At 65.5% G+C, this 14,816-nt stretch carries 18 protein-coding genes; 12 read left to right on the forward strand and 6 right to left on the reverse strand.

Annotated elements, in window-relative coordinates; translation table 11 throughout:
* The first annotated feature begins 34 nt into the window (after positions 1-34).
* The 4 genes from ribB to Q8M85_RS05890 are packed head-to-tail and all read left to right on the forward strand — an operon-like array spanning position 35 to position 2,552.
* The gene (ribB, locus tag Q8M85_RS05875; RefSeq protein WP_305541527.1) at positions 35-1,117 is read left to right on the forward strand and encodes a 3,4-dihydroxy-2-butanone-4-phosphate synthase; all 1,083 of its coding nucleotides are present in this window, start codon (positions 35-37) and stop codon (positions 1,115-1,117) included.
* 3 nt (positions 1,118-1,120) lie between these two features.
* Positions 1,121-1,621 (forward strand): 6,7-dimethyl-8-ribityllumazine synthase, encoded by a 501-nt coding sequence (locus tag Q8M85_RS05880; RefSeq protein WP_305541530.1) that lies wholly within the window; start codon positions 1,121-1,123, stop codon positions 1,619-1,621.
* Positions 1,618-2,088 carry a transcription antitermination factor NusB gene (gene nusB / locus Q8M85_RS05885; protein ID WP_305541533.1) on the forward strand — a complete coding sequence of 157 codons (471 nt, stop codon included), beginning with the start codon at positions 1,618-1,620 and terminating at the stop codon, positions 2,086-2,088. The genes Q8M85_RS05880 and nusB overlap by 4 nt, the downstream gene beginning before the upstream one ends.
* A gap of 41 nt (positions 2,089-2,129) precedes the next feature.
* Positions 2,130-2,552, forward strand: a complete 423-nt coding sequence (locus Q8M85_RS05890) for an META domain-containing protein (RefSeq protein ID WP_305541536.1) — start codon at positions 2,130-2,132, stop codon at positions 2,550-2,552.
* Here the strand turns inward: Q8M85_RS05890 and Q8M85_RS05895 are convergent.
* Entirely contained in the window at positions 2,549-3,058 is a 510-nt protein-coding gene (locus Q8M85_RS05895; RefSeq protein ID WP_371135207.1) for an imm11 family protein, read from the reverse strand. The two genes, Q8M85_RS05890 and Q8M85_RS05895, sit on opposite strands and share 4 nt — an antisense overlap.
* A 306-nt stretch (positions 3,059-3,364) precedes the next feature.
* On the opposite strand from Q8M85_RS05895, the gene Q8M85_RS05900 reads away from it, so the two are divergent.
* On the forward strand, positions 3,365-4,135 hold the full coding sequence (locus tag Q8M85_RS05900; RefSeq protein WP_305541541.1) for an ion transporter: 771 nt from the start codon (positions 3,365-3,367) through the stop codon (positions 4,133-4,135).
* Between the two features lie 87 nt (positions 4,136-4,222).
* Here Q8M85_RS05900 and Q8M85_RS05905 read toward each other — a convergent pair whose 3' ends face one another.
* Positions 4,223-5,170 (reverse strand): alpha/beta fold hydrolase, encoded by a 948-nt coding sequence (locus Q8M85_RS05905; protein WP_305541545.1) that lies wholly within the window; start codon positions 5,168-5,170, stop codon positions 4,223-4,225.
* Entirely contained in the window at positions 5,167-5,454 is a 288-nt protein-coding gene (locus Q8M85_RS05910) for an SCP2 sterol-binding domain-containing protein (protein ID WP_305541548.1), read from the reverse strand. The genes Q8M85_RS05905 and Q8M85_RS05910 overlap by 4 nt, the downstream gene beginning before the upstream one ends.
* A 66-nt stretch (positions 5,455-5,520) precedes the next feature.
* On the opposite strand from Q8M85_RS05910, the gene Q8M85_RS05915 reads away from it, so the two are divergent.
* From Q8M85_RS05915 to Q8M85_RS05935, 5 genes are all read left to right on the forward strand, one after another.
* Entirely contained in the window at positions 5,521-6,084 is a 564-nt protein-coding gene (locus tag Q8M85_RS05915) for a tetratricopeptide repeat protein (RefSeq protein ID WP_305541551.1), read from the forward strand.
* Positions 6,085-6,087: 3 nt separating this feature from the next.
* Positions 6,088-8,970 carry a helicase-related protein gene (locus tag Q8M85_RS05920; protein WP_305541555.1) on the forward strand — a complete coding sequence of 961 codons (2,883 nt, stop codon included), beginning with the start codon at positions 6,088-6,090 and terminating at the stop codon, positions 8,968-8,970.
* Positions 8,971-9,294: an RNA-binding S4 domain-containing protein gene (locus tag Q8M85_RS05925; protein WP_305541557.1), complete on the forward strand. Its 324-nt coding sequence runs from the start codon at positions 8,971-8,973 to the stop codon at positions 9,292-9,294. It begins immediately after the preceding gene.
* Between the two features lie 52 nt (positions 9,295-9,346).
* On the forward strand, positions 9,347-9,685 hold the full coding sequence (gene fdxA, locus Q8M85_RS05930; protein WP_305541560.1) for a ferredoxin FdxA: 339 nt from the start codon (positions 9,347-9,349) through the stop codon (positions 9,683-9,685).
* A gap of 285 nt (positions 9,686-9,970) precedes the next feature.
* Positions 9,971-10,483 (forward strand): CarD family transcriptional regulator, encoded by a 513-nt coding sequence (locus Q8M85_RS05935; RefSeq protein ID WP_305541562.1) that lies wholly within the window; start codon positions 9,971-9,973, stop codon positions 10,481-10,483.
* A 48-nt stretch (positions 10,484-10,531) separates the two neighbouring features.
* Here Q8M85_RS05935 and Q8M85_RS05940 read toward each other — a convergent pair whose 3' ends face one another.
* From Q8M85_RS05940 to Q8M85_RS05950, 3 genes are all read right to left on the reverse strand, one after another.
* Positions 10,532-10,912 carry an ankyrin repeat domain-containing protein gene (locus Q8M85_RS05940; protein ID WP_305541565.1) on the reverse strand — a complete coding sequence of 127 codons (381 nt, stop codon included), beginning with the start codon at positions 10,910-10,912 and terminating at the stop codon, positions 10,532-10,534.
* A gap of 25 nt (positions 10,913-10,937) precedes the next feature.
* Positions 10,938-11,486 carry a hypothetical protein gene (locus Q8M85_RS05945; RefSeq protein WP_305541568.1) on the reverse strand — a complete coding sequence of 183 codons (549 nt, stop codon included), beginning with the start codon at positions 11,484-11,486 and terminating at the stop codon, positions 10,938-10,940.
* A 105-nt stretch (positions 11,487-11,591) separates the two neighbouring features.
* Entirely contained in the window at positions 11,592-12,188 is a 597-nt protein-coding gene (locus tag Q8M85_RS05950) for a riboflavin synthase (protein ID WP_305541571.1), read from the reverse strand.
* Positions 12,189-12,305: 117 nt separating this feature from the next.
* On the opposite strand from Q8M85_RS05950, the gene Q8M85_RS05955 reads away from it, so the two are divergent.
* Both Q8M85_RS05955 and Q8M85_RS05960 read left to right on the forward strand, forming a co-directional pair.
* Positions 12,306-13,586 (forward strand): capsule biosynthesis protein, encoded by a 1,281-nt coding sequence (locus tag Q8M85_RS05955; RefSeq protein WP_305541573.1) that lies wholly within the window; start codon positions 12,306-12,308, stop codon positions 13,584-13,586.
* Between the two features lie 98 nt (positions 13,587-13,684).
* The gene (locus tag Q8M85_RS05960; protein ID WP_305541576.1) at positions 13,685-14,815 is read left to right on the forward strand and encodes a polysaccharide biosynthesis/export family protein; all 1,131 of its coding nucleotides are present in this window, start codon (positions 13,685-13,687) and stop codon (positions 14,813-14,815) included.
* Position 14,816 lies beyond the last annotated feature (1 nt).

The raw sequence follows: 14,816 nt of genomic DNA on the forward strand, positions 1-14,816 counted from the left end.
GATACATGGGCGCGCAGAGCTTGCGAGGCACCCAATGTCCGACTTTTCCGACGCCATCTCCTCGACCGAAGAGATCATCGAAGACGCCCGCAACGGGCGGATGTTCATCCTCGTGGATCATGAGGACCGCGAGAACGAAGGCGACCTGGTGATCCCGGCGCAGATGTGCACGCCTTCGGCGATCAACTTCATGGCAACGCACGGGCGCGGGCTGATCTGCCTGGCGCTGCCGGGTGCGCGGATCGACGCGCTGGGGCTGCCCTTGATGAGCCCGAAGAACTCCAGCCGTCATGAAACCGCCTTCACGCTGTCGATCGAGGCGCGCGAAGGGGTGACGACCGGGATTTCGGCGGCCGATCGGGCGCGGACGGTGTCGGTGGCCATCGACCCGACGAAGGGCGGGGCGGACATTGCGACTCCCGGGCATATCTTCCCGTTGAAGGCGCGGGACGGCGGCGTTCTGGTCCGCGCCGGGCATACCGAAGCGGCGGTGGACGTCAGCCGCCTGGCGGGGCTGAACCCCTCGGGCGTGATCTGCGAGATCATGAATGACGACGGCACGATGGCCCGCCTGCCCGACCTGATTTCCTTCGCGCAAAAGCACGGCCTGAAGATCGGCACGATCAGCGACCTGATCGCCTACCGCCGCCGCCACGACAACCTGATCACCGAAAAGGCGGTCAAGGCGGTGCAGTCCGTTCATGGCGGCGACTGGCTGATGCGGGTCTTCGCCGACGAGACCCACGGTGACGAGCATATCGTCCTGTCGAAGGGCGATCTGGCGGCCCCCGGCCCGGTGCTGGTTCGGGTCCACGCGCTGAACCCGTTGGAGGATGTGCTGGGCGTCGGTGGCGGCGGCGAGTTGCCCCAGGCCATGCGGCTTATCGCGGCCGAAGGGCGCGGCGTTGTCGTCCTGTTGCGCGACACGACGATGAAGATGGTCGCTCCGGGCGAACATTCGCCGCAGACTCTGCGCCAGTACGGTCTTGGCGCGCAGATCCTGTCGACGCTGGGCCTGTCGGCGATCACCCTGGTGACGAACTCTGCCGCACCACGGTTCGTCGGCCTGGACGCCTATGGCCTGACCATCGCGGGCACCCGCGCGATCAAGGAGTAAGTCATGGCCACCGCCGAGACGCATTACACGCTGCCCCTGCCCAGCTTCGACAAGCCGGTGAAGCTTCTGATCGTCGTCGCACCCTACTACAAGGACATCGCCGACAACCTGGTCGCGGGCGCGCGGTCCGTGGGAACTGCCTGCGGGGCCGAGGTGGACCTGGTCGAAGTGCCGGGCGCGCTGGAGATCCCCTCGGCCATCGCGATGGCGCAGCGGCTGGCGGAGTATGACTGCTTCGTGGCCCTGGGCTGCGTGATCCGGGGCGAGACGACACATTACGACACGGTCTGCAATGACAGCTCCCGCGCGATCAGCCTTCTGGGCCTGCAGGGCGTCTGCATCGGCAACGGCATCCTGACGGTGGAAAACCGCGCTCAGGCCGAAGTTCGGGCGGACCCGGCGGGGCAGAACAAGGGTGGCGGTGCCGCAGCGGCGGCCTTGCATCTGGTCGCCTTGTCGCGCAAATGGGCCGGCAAGACCAAGGGGATCGGTTTCCGGGCATGACGACCGCCAAGCGTGACGAAAAGCGCCAGATGAAATCCGCAAGCCGGCTTTATGCCGTGCAGGCGCTGTTCCAGATGGAAAGTTCGGGCCAGACGGTGGAAGCCGTCACCCGCGAGTTCGAGACGCACCGTTTTGGCGCGACCTATGACGAGGGCGAGTTTGCCGAGGGCGACGTCGACCATTTCCGCGCCGTGGTGGCGGCTGCGGTGAACTGGCAGGCGAAGATCGACCAGCTGACCGACCGCGCGCTGGTCGCGGCCTGGCCGATCGACCGGATCGATCCGGTGCTGCGCGCTCTGTTCCGTGCGGCGGGGGCCGAGCTTGTCGACATGGTCACGCCCCCCAAGGTGGCGATCACCGAATATGTCGACGTGGCCAAGGCCTTCTTCCCCGAAGGGAAGGAACCGAAGTTCGTCAACGCCGTCCTTGATCACATGGCGCGCGAAGCCAAGCCCGAGGCCTTCTGACGCGTCAAAGGACCATATGACCTCATGACGGAGCCCGATCCATGCGCCTTCTGCCTGTCCTTGCCGTCCTTGCCATGACCGCCTGCACCGCCGAGGCCCAGGATCCGACCGGCGTCGAATGGGAGCTTCTGGCCATCGACGGCCAGGTCGTCGACATCCCCGCCACGCTGACGGTCGATGCCGAGGGCACGCTCTCGGGCAAGGCACCCTGCAACCGTTACACGGGCCGCAACCAGGCCCACCTGCCTGACCTCATGCTGGGCGGGGTGGCCGCGACCCGGATGGCCTGCGACAGGCTGCAGGACGAACAGGTCTACTTCGCCGCCCTTGCCGCCATGACCCGGCTGGAGCGGGTGGGCGACCGCACCCTGGTCCTGACCGGGCCGGACGGCCGCAGCATGGAATTCGCGCGCGAGTTGATGAGCACCCTGACCCGCTGCACCACCTGCCCGCCGAAGGGCTAGACGGCTTCGTGCCGGTCACTCACGAAAAGACCGCTGGTCTCTGTGACAAGCATCCGGCCTACCAGTTCGTCCGAGGCAAACAGACCCTGCGCGTATTTCTCGTGCCAGAGGTGATACCCGGCAATCGCATTGGCCCTGTGGACGATCGCATGGGGCTTGCCGATGACGCCATCGTAGAAGCCGCGCTCGTTGCGCGGGAAGGTCAGCGTCGGATGCAAAGTGTCCAGCCGATTGCACACGATCAGGATATGCCGGCGCGCGACATAGTCCCGGCCGGTGACCTCGACAGGAAGGAACTGGTGCACAGCGGGTTCCAGCGCCTCGATCATATCGCGCACCCCGTCGGACACGAAGGGCAGAGAATTGAGCTGGTCGAACTCTAGATGCGGAAATGTCATGAGGCTGCCACCCCTTCTTTGTGCCCGGGTCGGCACGTTGTCCGGCAGTATTGGCCGCCCCGAACTGATACGCCCGCCATCCGGCGTCGGGTCGATGAGCTGAAGCATGACGTCACCGTCGAGGGCCTTGGTGTAGGGCCGGGCCGCAAGGGATTTCGAGGCGTAGTGGCCAGATGCGATCCTGCAGCTGATCTGGATTTCCTTCCGTCACGGGCCGAACGCACAACCGCACAACGCCGCAGGGCAACCGCATTGCGACTGGCAGCACCCTGCTTAGGCAGGCAATAGGCCTGTAAATTCCCCGCCGGTTGCAGGACCTTGCCGCCTGAAACCATCCGCGCGTCGGCCGGGGCTGGACGCGGCGCCCCGCACGCTCCATATCCCGGCGGAACCCGCTTCAGACCGAAGGCCAAAATGACCAGCCGCGCCACCGTTGCCGCCTTTCTCGACCGCCCGACGGTCGCGCGCTTTCTGATCGCGGTCATCCTGGTCAATGCCGTCACCCTGGGGCTGGAGACCTTCCCTGCCGTCATGGCCCGGGCCGGGACCCTGCTGGTCGCCATTGACCGGCTGTGCCTGGGAATCTTCGTGGTCGAACTGGGGTTGCGGCTCTACGCGACGGGGCTGCGGTTCTTCCGGTCGGGGTGGAACCTCTTCGACTTCGCCATCGTCACCATCTCGCTTCTGCCAGCGGCGGGCGGGCTTTCGGTCTTGCGGGCGTTGCGCATCCTGCGGGTGCTGCGCGTGGTCTCGGCGGTGCCATCCTTGCGGCGGGTGGTCGACGGGCTGGGCCGCGCGCTGCCGGGGATGGGCTCGGTCTTCCTGCTGATCCTGCTGATCTACTACATCGCCGCCGTGATCGCGACCAAGCTTTTTGCCGCCAGTTTCCCCGACTGGTTCGGCAACCTCGGTGCCAGCGCCTATTCGCTCTTCCAGATCATGACGCTGGAAAGCTGGTCGATGGGCATCGTCCGCCCGGTGATGGAGGTCTATCCCTACGCCTGGGCCTTCTTCCTGCCCTTCATCCTGATGACGACCTTTGCGGTGATGAACCTGATCGTCGGCCTGATCGTGAACTCGATGCAGGAGGCGGCAAGCGAGGAAACCCGCGAGGAGACCCATGCCTTCGAGGAAAAGGTCCTGGCGCGACTGGCCGAGATCGAGCGCAAGCTGGACGCAAGGTAGATCCCGGCAACGGGCCCATCGCGTCCCTTCGGTCGCTCTTCGCGGCTGCCCGGCGAAGACCGACCGTCAGGGAGGGATGAGCCGCCCCTATCCCCGATTCGCGTCGAACAAGGCCGCCGCGCGGTCGAAGAACCGGGCCCGTGCTGCGGGGCCTTCCATCATGATCTCGTGCTCGGCCCCGGGGTAGAGATCAAGCTGCCCGGTGCCCCAACCCGCCATCCTCAGGTGGATCGGCGGCACGTCCACCACCTTCTCGGCCGTCCCGAGGCCGCAGATCACCGGCACTCTTGGTGCCGCAAGTGCGGACAGCGCGGCACATTCCCGCAGCCCGGCCTGCAGCCAGCCGATCGAGGGGCCGCCAAGCGCAAGCTCGGGCACCTCGACAACCTGACGGCGCATGTAATCCCACATCTCGCGGTCAGTGGTCAGCACGTTGCCCTCGAAGGGCTGGCTGGACAGGTAGGCCTGCCCCCCCGTCGTCGGCGCATAGCGATGGGCATAGCCAAGTGGTCCGGCCAGCGCCCCCACGACCGTGGCGACAGGGCGCAGCCAGGCGGCCATTGCAATCCCCCACATCGGGGCCGAGAAGACCGCCGCGCGGATCGGAAGGCCGCGCATCAAGCTGCGCAGTCCGATGCAACCGCCCATCGAATGTGCGACCAAGAAGAAGGGTTCCGGCAGTCCCGCGCGACCGGCTTCGGCCAGCATCGCATCAACGTCCTGCTGGTATTCATCGAAATCCCCGACATGGCCGGTCATCCGGTCCGGGAGCGCCCGGTCCGCCAGTCCCTGCCCGCGCCAGTCTATCGTGATCACCGAAAAGCCGCGTGCCACCAGATCGCCCGCAGCGCGCCCGTATTTCTCGACACATTCGGTGCGGCCGGGAAAGAGAAGCACCGTTCCCTTGTTCCCCGCCTTCCACCAGGCCACGCGAATCCGCGCTGCACCAGCCTGCAGCCAGAGGCAAACCGCCCCGGGCGGCCCTTCGGCCAGGTCTGCGTGGAACGGAGCCTCGGAGACCGCGCTGTCCTTCACCCCAGCACCGAGCCCAGCTTCATCGCCAGCCCCATGTTGCCGTCGACCGAAAGCTTGCCGGTCATGAACGCCATCGTCGGGTTCATCTCGCCGTCAAGGATTGCGCGGAAGACGTCGGCCTCGGCGGTCAGGGTCACATCGGCCTCGTCGTCGCCAGCGCGCACGCCTGCGGGGTCCAGCATGATCGCCCCTTCGCCGGGGATCACGAACTTGGCGACGCCGTCAAACCCGGCCGACAATTTCGCAGTTAGCGCCTTCACGGCGGCATCGATCATTTCGCTCATCACAAGTCTCCGGTTCGTGACCCTGGCACCTCTGGCAATCTGGCGCGGATCGGTTACTTTCATGTTATGGGTCTCCAGGCCGCCATTCTCAATCGTCTCGTTGCGGCACTTTTGCCGTTTTTCCTGACTTGTGCTGTCGCGTTTGCTGAAGACACCGCCAAGCTGGATGGCCTGTTCGACCGGCTCAAGTCTGCCGAAGCGGCCGAGGCAGGCCGGATCGAGACGGAAATCTGGATCGAATGGTCCAAATCCGGGTCGCCGGCGATGGACCTGCTGCTTCAGCGTGGCAAGGACGCGATGAACCTGGGCGACGCGGGTCAGGCCATCGAACATTTCACCGCCGTCATCGACCATTCCCCCGATTTTGCCGAAGCCTGGAACGCGCGGGCCACCGCCTATTACATGGCGGGCGAGTTCGGACCTTCGGTTGCCGACATCGCCAAGGTCCTGACACTGAATCCGCGGCATTTCGGGGCCTTGTCGGGACTTGCGATGATTCTGGAAGAAACCGGCAAGTCCGAACGCGCGTTGGAGGTTTACAAGGCAGCCCTCGCCATCCATCCCCATCTGCAGGGCGCGACCGAAGCGGTCGAGCGTCTGCAGATCGAGGCCGAGGGTCAGGAGCTTTAAGTCATGGACGCCCCGCGGCGGGTGACGGCGGTCCTAGGGCCGACGAACACTGGCAAGACCCATCATGCGATCGAGCGGATGCTGTCGCACCGGACGGGCGTCATCGGCCTGCCCTTGCGGCTTCTGGCGCGCGAGGTCTATGACCGCATCGTGGCCAAGGTCGGTCCGTCCGTCGTGGCACTTGTCACGGGTGAGGAACGGATCGTTCCCGACCGAACGCAATACTGGGTCTGCACGACCGAGGCGATGCCGCTAGAGATCGGGGCCGATTTCGTCGCTGTGGACGAGATCCAGCTTTGCGCCGATGCCGACCGGGGCCACGTCTTCACCGACCGCCTCCTCCGCGCCCGGGGGCTGAACGAGACGCTGTTCCTGGGCTCCGACACCATGCGGGGGGCCATTGCGGGACTGGTGCCGCATGTGACGTTCCTGAAACGCGACCGGATGTCGACGCTGAAATATGCCGGGTCGAAGAAGATCAGCCGGATGCCCGCACGGTCGGCCATCGTGGGGTTCTCGGTCGAGAACGTCTATGCGATTGCGGAACTGATCCGGCGCCAGAAGGGTGGCTGCGCCGTTGTCATGGGCGCCCTCAGCCCCCGCACCCGTAACGCCCAGGTGGCGCTGTATCAGAACGGCGACGTGGACTACCTCGTGGCGACCGACGCCATCGGCATGGGCCTCAACCTCGACATCAGCCACGTCGCCTTCTCTTCGACCGCCAAATTCGACGGTCGCCGGATGCGCGCGCTGTACCCGCAGGAACTGGCGCAGATCGCAGGCCGGGCGGGCCGCCATACCGAGGACGGGACCTTCGGCGTCACCGGCGAGGCGCGGCCCTTCGACGAGGATGTGGTCGATGCCATCGAGACCCACCGCTTTGCCCCGGTCAAGAAGCTGCACTGGCGTAACGAATCGATGGATTTCGGGTCGGCTGACCGCCTGGTCCGCAGCCTGGAGGCCCCAACCTTCAACGAATGGCTGACCCGCGCCCGGGATGCCGACGACGTTCTGGCGCTGAAGGCGCTCTCCGCCCTGCCCGAGGTGCAGGACAAGCTGACCGAACCGAAGCGCGTGCAGCTTCTGTGGGATGTCTGCCGCATCCCCGATTTCCGCTCCTCATCAGGACCCGAACACACGACACTGCTGACGCGCATCTTCGAGTTTCTGGTGGGTCGCGGCCTGGGCGGAGGCCGTATCCCAAGCGACTGGCTGGCAACTGCGATCAAGCGGATCGACAAGACCGACGGCGACATCGACACATTATCGCGCCGTTTGGCGTATATCCGCACCTGGACCTACGTCACCCAGCGGAAAAACTGGGTCGAAGACGAAACCCATTGGCGCGAGGAAACGCGCGCTGTAGAAGACCGCCTGTCGGATGCGCTGCATGCGGCGCTGACGCAACGATTTGTCGACCGGCGGACATCCGTTCTCCTCCGCCGGTTGAAGCAGAAGGAGGCTCTCGTGGCCGAAGTGAATGACAAGGGCGAAGTGACGGTCGAAGGCGAATTCGCCGGGAAACTGGAAGGCTTCCGCTTCAAGCAGGATGCCAGTGCGACGCCCGATGCCGCACGGACGCTGGCCCAGGCCGCGATCCAGGCCCTGAAGCCGGAATTCCACCTGCGCGCCGACCGCTTCTACAACGCGCCGGACACCGAGCTTGATTTCACCGAACAGGGTGGCCTCATGTGGGGCACCAACGCGGTGGGCAAGCTGGTCAAGGGCGCCGAGCCCGCAAAACCCGCAGTCGAGGCCTTCGTGGACGAAGAAGCCGGCCCCGAGGTGGTGGAAAAGGTCCGCCGCCGCCTGCAGCACTTCATCGACCGCAAGGTTGCCGCGCAGTTCGAGCCGCTCCTCAACATGTCCCGCGACGAGACGCTGACCGGCCTCGCCCGCGGTTTCGCATTCCGTCTAAGCGAGGCGATGGGCGTCCTGCCGCGCGATGCCGTCGCCAACGAAGTGAAGGAACTGGATCAAGAGGCCCGTGGTGCCCTGCGCAAGCACGGTGTGCGTTTCGGCCAGTTCACCATCTTCCTGCCCGCCCTTCTGAAACCAGCCCCCACGCGTCTGCGTCTGGTGCTGTGGTCGCTGTGGAACGGGCTGCAGGAATTCCCCGAATCTCCGCCCCCCGGTCTGGTGACGATCCCCAACGTCCAGGAAGTGCCGACGCAGCACTACACGCTGGCCGGCTACCATCCCGCCGGAACCCGCGCGATCCGCATCGACATGCTGGAACGCCTGGCCGACATCCTGCGCCAGAAGGACAGCCGCGCCGGGTTCGAGGCGACCCCCGACATGCTGTCGATCACCGGCATGACCCTAGACCAGTTCGCCGACCTGATGGCGGGCCTGGGCTACAAGGGTGAAAAGGCCGAGCGCCCGAAGGTCAAAGCCGAGACGCCGAAGGCCCCCGAGATCTCTGAGGAAGCCGCCGCAGCCATTGCGGCGGGCGTGCCGATCCCCGAAGAAGTCTCGATCCTGGCCCCGCCGCCGGAACCAGAGGCCGAACCTGCGGCACCCGAGATGGAGGCGTTCTACACCTTCACCTGGGCGCCGAAGCCCCGTCCACGCCCCGAACGCGCCCCCCGCCCCGAGCGCAAGGAAGGCGAAGCGCCCCGTGCCCCGCGTGGCGACCGCCCGCAAGGCGACCATCCGCAAGGCGACCGTCCCAAAGGAGACCGTCCGCAGGGAGACCGTCCGCGCGGCGACCGCCCCAAAGGCGACCGTCCGAAGGGCGACCGGCCGAAGGGCGACTACAAAGGCGGCAAACCGCAGCGCGACGACCGCCAGAAATCGTTCGAGGCCCGTCCGCCCCGGCAGGAAAAGCCCATCGATCCCGACAACCCCTTCGCCGCTCTTCTTGCGCTTAAGGGCAAGATCTGATTGGCGGGGCCTTCGGGCAAACCTGATCCAGCCGCCGCCCAACGGTTGCGGCTGGATAAATGGCTCTGGCAGGCCCGCTTCTTCAAGTCGCGCAGCACCGCCGCCGAGGTCATTGCCGACGGCCATGTCCGCGTGAACGGCACCCGCATCAGCCGACCCGGCCGGGATGTGGGCGCAGGCGACACGCTGACCTTCCCGCAAGGCAACCGCATCCGCGTGATCCGCGTCCTGGCGCCCGGGGTCAGGCGCGGCCCGGCGACCGAGGCGCAGGAGCTCTATCTTGACCTTGATCCGGGAACATCTGACCCGGACCCGCTTGAATGATCCGCCTGCCTGCTCTAGCTAGACGCAAACGTTTCGCACCAAGGCCACGCCCATGACCTACGTCGTCATCGACAACTGCATCGCCTGCAAATACACCGACTGCGTCGAGGTCTGCCCGGTCGACTGCTTCTATGAGGGCGAGAACATGCTCGTCATCCACCCGGATGAATGCATCGACTGCGGCGTCTGCGAACCCGAGTGCCCCGCCGACGCCATCCGCCCCGACACGGAACCGGACATGGAGGAATGGGTTTCCTTCAACCGGAAATATGCTGTGCAGTGGCCGGTGATCGTGACCAAGAAGGACCCGCTGCCCGACTATGAAGAGCGTGACGGCGAAACCGGCAAGCTGCAGAAGTACTTCTCGGAAGCGCCCGGCGCCGGCGGCTGACCGCGGTCCGATTCGGGCGCAAGTGTGGCCACGAATCGGTTACGGCGGGCGAAGTTTATAAATTTCAATGCGTTACGCATGAACTGCCCGGTTTCGCGGCAGTTGGAATCAGTGCGTTTTTGTGTTATTGTTCGTTTACAAAGCAAGCATGGAAGCCTGAACCGGCTTAGCGCATATCGCCTAGGCCCAAATCTTTTGTGACAATCCAGCTCCACTCGCCTGAACTTTGGTTCAGGGCGCGCGGGGCCTTTGTCGCGGAGGGGGCCTCTTTTTGGGGAAAGCTGAATGACCAAGTCGAAGAAGCCTGAATTCCGTCCGAACGATTTTGTGGTCTACCCGGCGCACGGCGTCGGCAAGATCATCTCGATCGAGGAGCAGCAGATCGCCGGGATTCAGCTGGAGCTTTTCGTCATCTCCTTCGAAAAGGACAAGATGACCCTGCGTGTCCCCACCCACAAGGCGGTGGAAATCGGCATGCGCGCGCTGTCGGCACCCGACGTGATCACCAAGGCGCTCGACACGCTGAAGGGCAAGGCCAAGGTCAAGCGCGCGATGTGGTCGCGCCGCGCCCAGGAATACGAACAGAAAATCAACTCGGGCGACCTGCTGTCCATCGCCGAAGTCGTCCGCGACCTGCACCGCACCGACGACCAGCGTGAACAGTCCTACTCCGAGCGTCAGCTTTACGAAGCCGCCCTCGAACGCCTGACCCGCGAAGTGGCAGCCGTGTCCGGTGTGGATGAGGCTGGGGCTGCCAAGCAGGTCGACAGCGTCCTCGTGGGTCGCGTCGCGGCCTGACCGTTCCTTTTGGTGAATTGAAACGGCGGCCCTTCGCGGCCGCCGTTTTCATTTGGACGCGAGCAGCTTTCGCAACTGAGGCGCGCGTTCCATTGCCATCTTCCGCGGCGACTCACCGAATTCCGAGATCGCGTCAGGGTCAGCCCCCGCCTTCAGAAGTGCGTCTACAGCTTGCAGGTTCTGTTGCCGGACAGCGATATGCAGCGGAGTTTCCGACATGTCGCCAGCTGCATTCACCCTTGCCCCTGCTTCAATCAGCGCAAGCGCCGCGCCGGTATCGTTGCGCCACAGCATGACATGAAGTGGCGTATCGCCATCGCAATCGACCGAGTGCAGATGCACAGGAGCACTGCCCATCCCGGCAGGGAAAAGGCTGTCAGAGCAAGACGCGAGGATCTCTTCCAATGTCCTGCGACCAGCAGGCTTCATTTGCTGTCCCCGGGCATTGTCCGCCTCACCCGAAATACCGCTCCGCCGGCAAATACCCCGCCAACCGCCCCGCCGCGCACCAGTCGCGCTCCAGCCCCAAGTCGCCCACCAGGATGACCTGGTCCGACGGCACCTTCCCCAGCGCCGCACGAAGCCGGTCCCGCATCTCGCCAAACCCCGCCAGCGCATAGGGTGCGGGCCAAGCCCCATCCAGCACCGGATTGGCCGCCTCCACCATCCCCGGAGTCAGCGGCGCCACCGCCAAAGCCAACCGCCCGCATTGCACCACGGCCAGCTTCCCAGCCCGATCCTCCGGCATCGCAGGCCGAAGCAGCGACACCCGCAAGGCATTGGATGAAAACAGAAACGCCACCACATCATGCCCCGTGGCTGCCCGCACCCCGGCATAGGTCCTGTAATCCAGCCCCAGCGCCTTGGCCCGCTTCACCCGCAGCCGCACCACTTCCACGGGCAGCACCGGCAACAACCGCTCCCGCGCCGAGGACCAGCAATGCCGCCGCCAGCTGACCCCGCCTTCCAACGACGGCCCGCCATTGTGCCCGATCTCGCCCATCACCCGCTCCGCGGCATTTGACTCAAAGTTTCATTCATCTTTGCGCAAATATCCTGCGGGGGTCCGGGGGTGCAAAACCCCCGGGGGCCGGCCAAAGGCGCGACCTCAGTCATACTCCCGCAGCCGCGCCACGTAGCGGGCCATCGTGTCGACCTCCAGGTTCACCCGGTCCCCCACGGCCACCTCGCCCCATGTCGTCACCGACTGCGTATGCGGAATGAAGTTCACTCCGAACTCCGCCCCCGCAACCTCGTTCACCGTCAGCGAGGTGCCGTTCAGTGCGACGGACCCCTTGGGAGCGATGAACCGGGCCAGGGCCTCTGGCGCGCGGAAGGTCACCCGGACCGACCCGCCCTCGGGCCGAACTGCCACCACCTCGGCCAGCCCGTCCACGTGGCCGGATACGATGTGGCCCCCAAGCTCGTCGCCCACCTTCAGCGCGCGTTCAAGGTTCACCCGTTTGCCGGGAACCCAGTCGTCGAGATTGGTCTTCGACACCGTCTCGGCCGAGATCTCGACATCGAACCAGTTCTCCGGCTCCGAGCCCAGGGCCACCACCGTCAGGCAGACCCCGTCGCAGGCGATCGACGCCCCGATGTCGATGCCGTCCACGTCATAGCGCGTGGCAATCCGCGCCCGCAGGTCGCCGGTGACCTTCGTCTCGACGATCCGACCGACATCGGTGACAATTCCGGTGAACATGCGCGCCTCCTGCTGATCCGTTTGAGGTAAAGCCCCCCCGCCGTGCTTGCAAGCCTGCGGCGCTTCGGGCCTTATCGATTCATTCTTTTGCAACCGATCCAAGGCACACTTCCCAACGTGACCTGCCCCGTCCGCCGCTTCCTGTTCCTGCAAGGCCCGCATGGACCCTGGTTTCATCGGCTGGCCGACCTGTTGCGCACCACGGGGGCCAAGGTCTGGCGCGTGGGCTTCAACCTCGGCGACCGGGCGTTCTGGCCGGGACCGGACTACATCGCGTTCAAGGACAGCCATGACCGCTGGCCGGACCGCTGCGCGACCCTTCTTGACCAGCACCAGATCACCGACCTTGTCGTCTACGGCGATACCCGGCCGATCCACGCCCAGGCGATCCGTCTGGCCCGCGACCGGGGCATCACCGTCCATGTCTTCGAGGAAGGCTACCTTCGCCCCTACTGGGTGACTTACGAACGCGGTGGGTCGAATGGACATTCCCAGCTTATGCAGCTTGATGTCCCCCAGATGCGCGCCGCGATGGAGCGGGTCGATCCCGACCTGCCCGACGTCCCCGCAACCTGGGGCGACATGCGCGAGCATATGTTCTGGGGCGCGATCTACCACGGCTTCGTCGCGCTGGGGGGCCGCGCCTACCGCAATTTCCGACCGCACCGGGCGCTGACCGTCTGGCAGGAGTTCCAGCTTCACCTCTGGCGCTTCCTTCTGATGCCCCTACACCGGCTGGAGCGTCGGCTTGCCACCTTCCGCATCCGGCGGGGCGGCTTTCCCTATCACCTTGCGATCTTGCAACTGGAACATGACGCCAGCTTCAAAGACCATTCGCCCTTTGCCAGCATGACCGACTTCCTGGCGGTGGTGATCGACGGTTTCGACAGGGGCGCGCCGACGCATCATCACCTGGTCTTCAAGGCCCACCCGCTTGAGGACGGGCGCATCCCGATCCTGCCCGCGATCCGCCGCCTGGCCGCCGAACGGGGCCTGGCCGACCGCGTGCATTTCGTCCGCGGCGGCAAGCTGGCGCAGCTTCTGAACGATGCGCGCTCGGCAGTGACAGTGAATTCGACAGCCGGGCAGCAGGCGCTCTGGCGGGGCCTGCCGCTGCGCACCTTCGGCGACGCCGTCTATGCCAAGCCCGAGTTCGTCTCCTCGCAGCCCTTAGAGGATTTCTTCGCAACGCCACAGCGCCCCGACACCCGCGCCTACCGCGACTACCGGCAGTTCCTGCTGGAGACATCGCAACTGGTCGGCGGCTTTTATTCCGCGCGGGGGCGCAGGCGCCTGCTGCGCCAGGTGGTCGACCTGATGCTGGCGCCCGAGGACCCCTATCAGGCGCTGACATCCGGCAAAGCGGCACCGCGGCAACAGTTGCGCCTCGTCCGATGATTTGCGATTGCCGGACTGGTCAACCCTGGGGCGTTTCGCTAGAGTTCCCGGCAATATCCTGACGCAGAACGCAGGGGCTAAGGGCGGTGACCTTCCGTATGTCGTACACAGTCAAGGCGGTCGTCCTGTTGACGGCCCTGTCGCTTGTAGCTTCCTGTGGTTTGCCACGGTCCGGTCCGACCAAGCGCCAGGTTCTCGCCGGATCGGTCGAGGCCAAGGGCGACGCTTACATCGTCCCGGTCACTCCGGCGGTCTCGGCCGCAACAGCGGTGCAGCCAAGCTTCGGGTTCAGCGCCAGCTTCCGCAACGCAGGTCTGGTTGGGTCTGACACGATCGCGATCGGCGACACGATCAGCGTCACGGTCTATGAAAACGTCAAGGACGAGCCGCTTCTGGGCAACACCGGGCAACGTGTCTCGGGCCTGTCCGAACTGCAGGTCGATGGCCAGGGCTACATCTACATTCCCTATGCCGGGCGGATCAAAGCGGCGGGCCAGACGCCCGAGGGCTTGCGCCAGGCGATCACCCGCAAACTGGAAGACCAGACCCCCGACCCGCAGATCAGCGTCTCACGCAATGCGGGCGGCGGGTCGACCGTGTCGATTTCGGGCCAGGCTGCGTCGAACGGGGTCTACCCGATCGAATCCTCGACCCGGACGCTGGCGTCGATGCTGGCCAAGTCGGGCGGCGTCACCGTGGATCCGGCCGTTGCCATCGTGCGGGTCACGCGGGGCGCCCATACCGGCAGGATCTGGCTGCAGGACCTGTACGAGAACCCCAAGCTGGATATCGCGCTGCGCCCCGGCGACAAGATCATGATCGAGGAAGACAGCCGCAAGTTCATCGCGCTGGGGGCCACGGGCACGCAAAGTACGGTGCCGTTCGAATCGCCGACGCTCTCGGCGCTGGAGGCGATTGCCACGGTGGGCGGCTTGTCGACGATGGCAGCGGACCCCAAGGGCGTCTTCATCCTGCGCGACGAAAGCGAAGGGATCGCCCGCGCGGTCCTGGGACGGTCCGACCTGATCGGCGAGCAGCGCATTGTCTATGTCCTGGACCTGACCGAGCCCACCGGCCTCTTCGAGGCGCGGGATTTCCAGATCCGCGACGGCGACACGCTTTACGTGACCGAAGCGCCGTACGTGCAGTGGCAGAAGACCCTGGGCGCGATCACCGGCTCGACCGCCGTAGCGTCGAACCTGGCCAACACCGCCAATTCCGGGAACTGAG

The sequence above is a fragment of the Tabrizicola sp. genome, from assembly GCF_030694085.1.
In the GTDB taxonomy this organism is placed as follows: Bacteria; Pseudomonadota; Alphaproteobacteria; order Rhodobacterales; family Rhodobacteraceae; genus Tabrizicola.

What these genes read in the sequence shown, in the direction of transcription:
- Q8M85_RS05935 (WP_305541562.1), top strand. Translation starts at nt 9,971, where the DNA reads ATGACCAAGTCGAAGAAGCCTGAATTCCGTCCGAACGATTTTGTGGTC.
- Q8M85_RS05880 (WP_305541530.1), top strand. Translation starts at nt 1,121, where the DNA reads ATGGCCACCGCCGAGACGCATTACACGCTGCCCCTGCCCAGCTTCGAC.
- Q8M85_RS05895 (WP_371135207.1), bottom strand. Translation starts at nt 3,058, where the DNA reads ATGCTTCAGCTCATCGACCCGACGCCGGATGGCGGGCGTATCAGTTCG.
- Q8M85_RS05960 (WP_305541576.1), top strand. Translation starts at nt 13,685, where the DNA reads ATGTCGTACACAGTCAAGGCGGTCGTCCTGTTGACGGCCCTGTCGCTT.
- Q8M85_RS05920 (WP_305541555.1), top strand. Translation starts at nt 6,088, where the DNA reads ATGGACGCCCCGCGGCGGGTGACGGCGGTCCTAGGGCCGACGAACACT.
- Q8M85_RS05900 (WP_305541541.1), top strand. Translation starts at nt 3,365, where the DNA reads ATGACCAGCCGCGCCACCGTTGCCGCCTTTCTCGACCGCCCGACGGTC.
- Q8M85_RS05915 (WP_305541551.1), top strand. Translation starts at nt 5,521, where the DNA reads ATGGGTCTCCAGGCCGCCATTCTCAATCGTCTCGTTGCGGCACTTTTG.
- Q8M85_RS05910 (WP_305541548.1), bottom strand. Translation starts at nt 5,454, where the DNA reads ATGAGCGAAATGATCGATGCCGCCGTGAAGGCGCTAACTGCGAAATTG.
- fdxA (WP_305541560.1), top strand. Translation starts at nt 9,347, where the DNA reads ATGACCTACGTCGTCATCGACAACTGCATCGCCTGCAAATACACCGAC.
- Q8M85_RS05945 (WP_305541568.1), bottom strand. Translation starts at nt 11,486, where the DNA reads ATGGGCGAGATCGGGCACAATGGCGGGCCGTCGTTGGAAGGCGGGGTC.
- Q8M85_RS05940 (WP_305541565.1), bottom strand. Translation starts at nt 10,912, where the DNA reads ATGAAGCCTGCTGGTCGCAGGACATTGGAAGAGATCCTCGCGTCTTGC.
- Q8M85_RS05890 (WP_305541536.1), top strand. Translation starts at nt 2,130, where the DNA reads ATGCGCCTTCTGCCTGTCCTTGCCGTCCTTGCCATGACCGCCTGCACC.
- nusB (WP_305541533.1), top strand. Translation starts at nt 1,618, where the DNA reads ATGACGACCGCCAAGCGTGACGAAAAGCGCCAGATGAAATCCGCAAGC.
- ribB (WP_305541527.1), top strand. Translation starts at nt 35, where the DNA reads ATGTCCGACTTTTCCGACGCCATCTCCTCGACCGAAGAGATCATCGAA.
- Q8M85_RS05950 (WP_305541571.1), bottom strand. Translation starts at nt 12,188, where the DNA reads ATGTTCACCGGAATTGTCACCGATGTCGGTCGGATCGTCGAGACGAAG.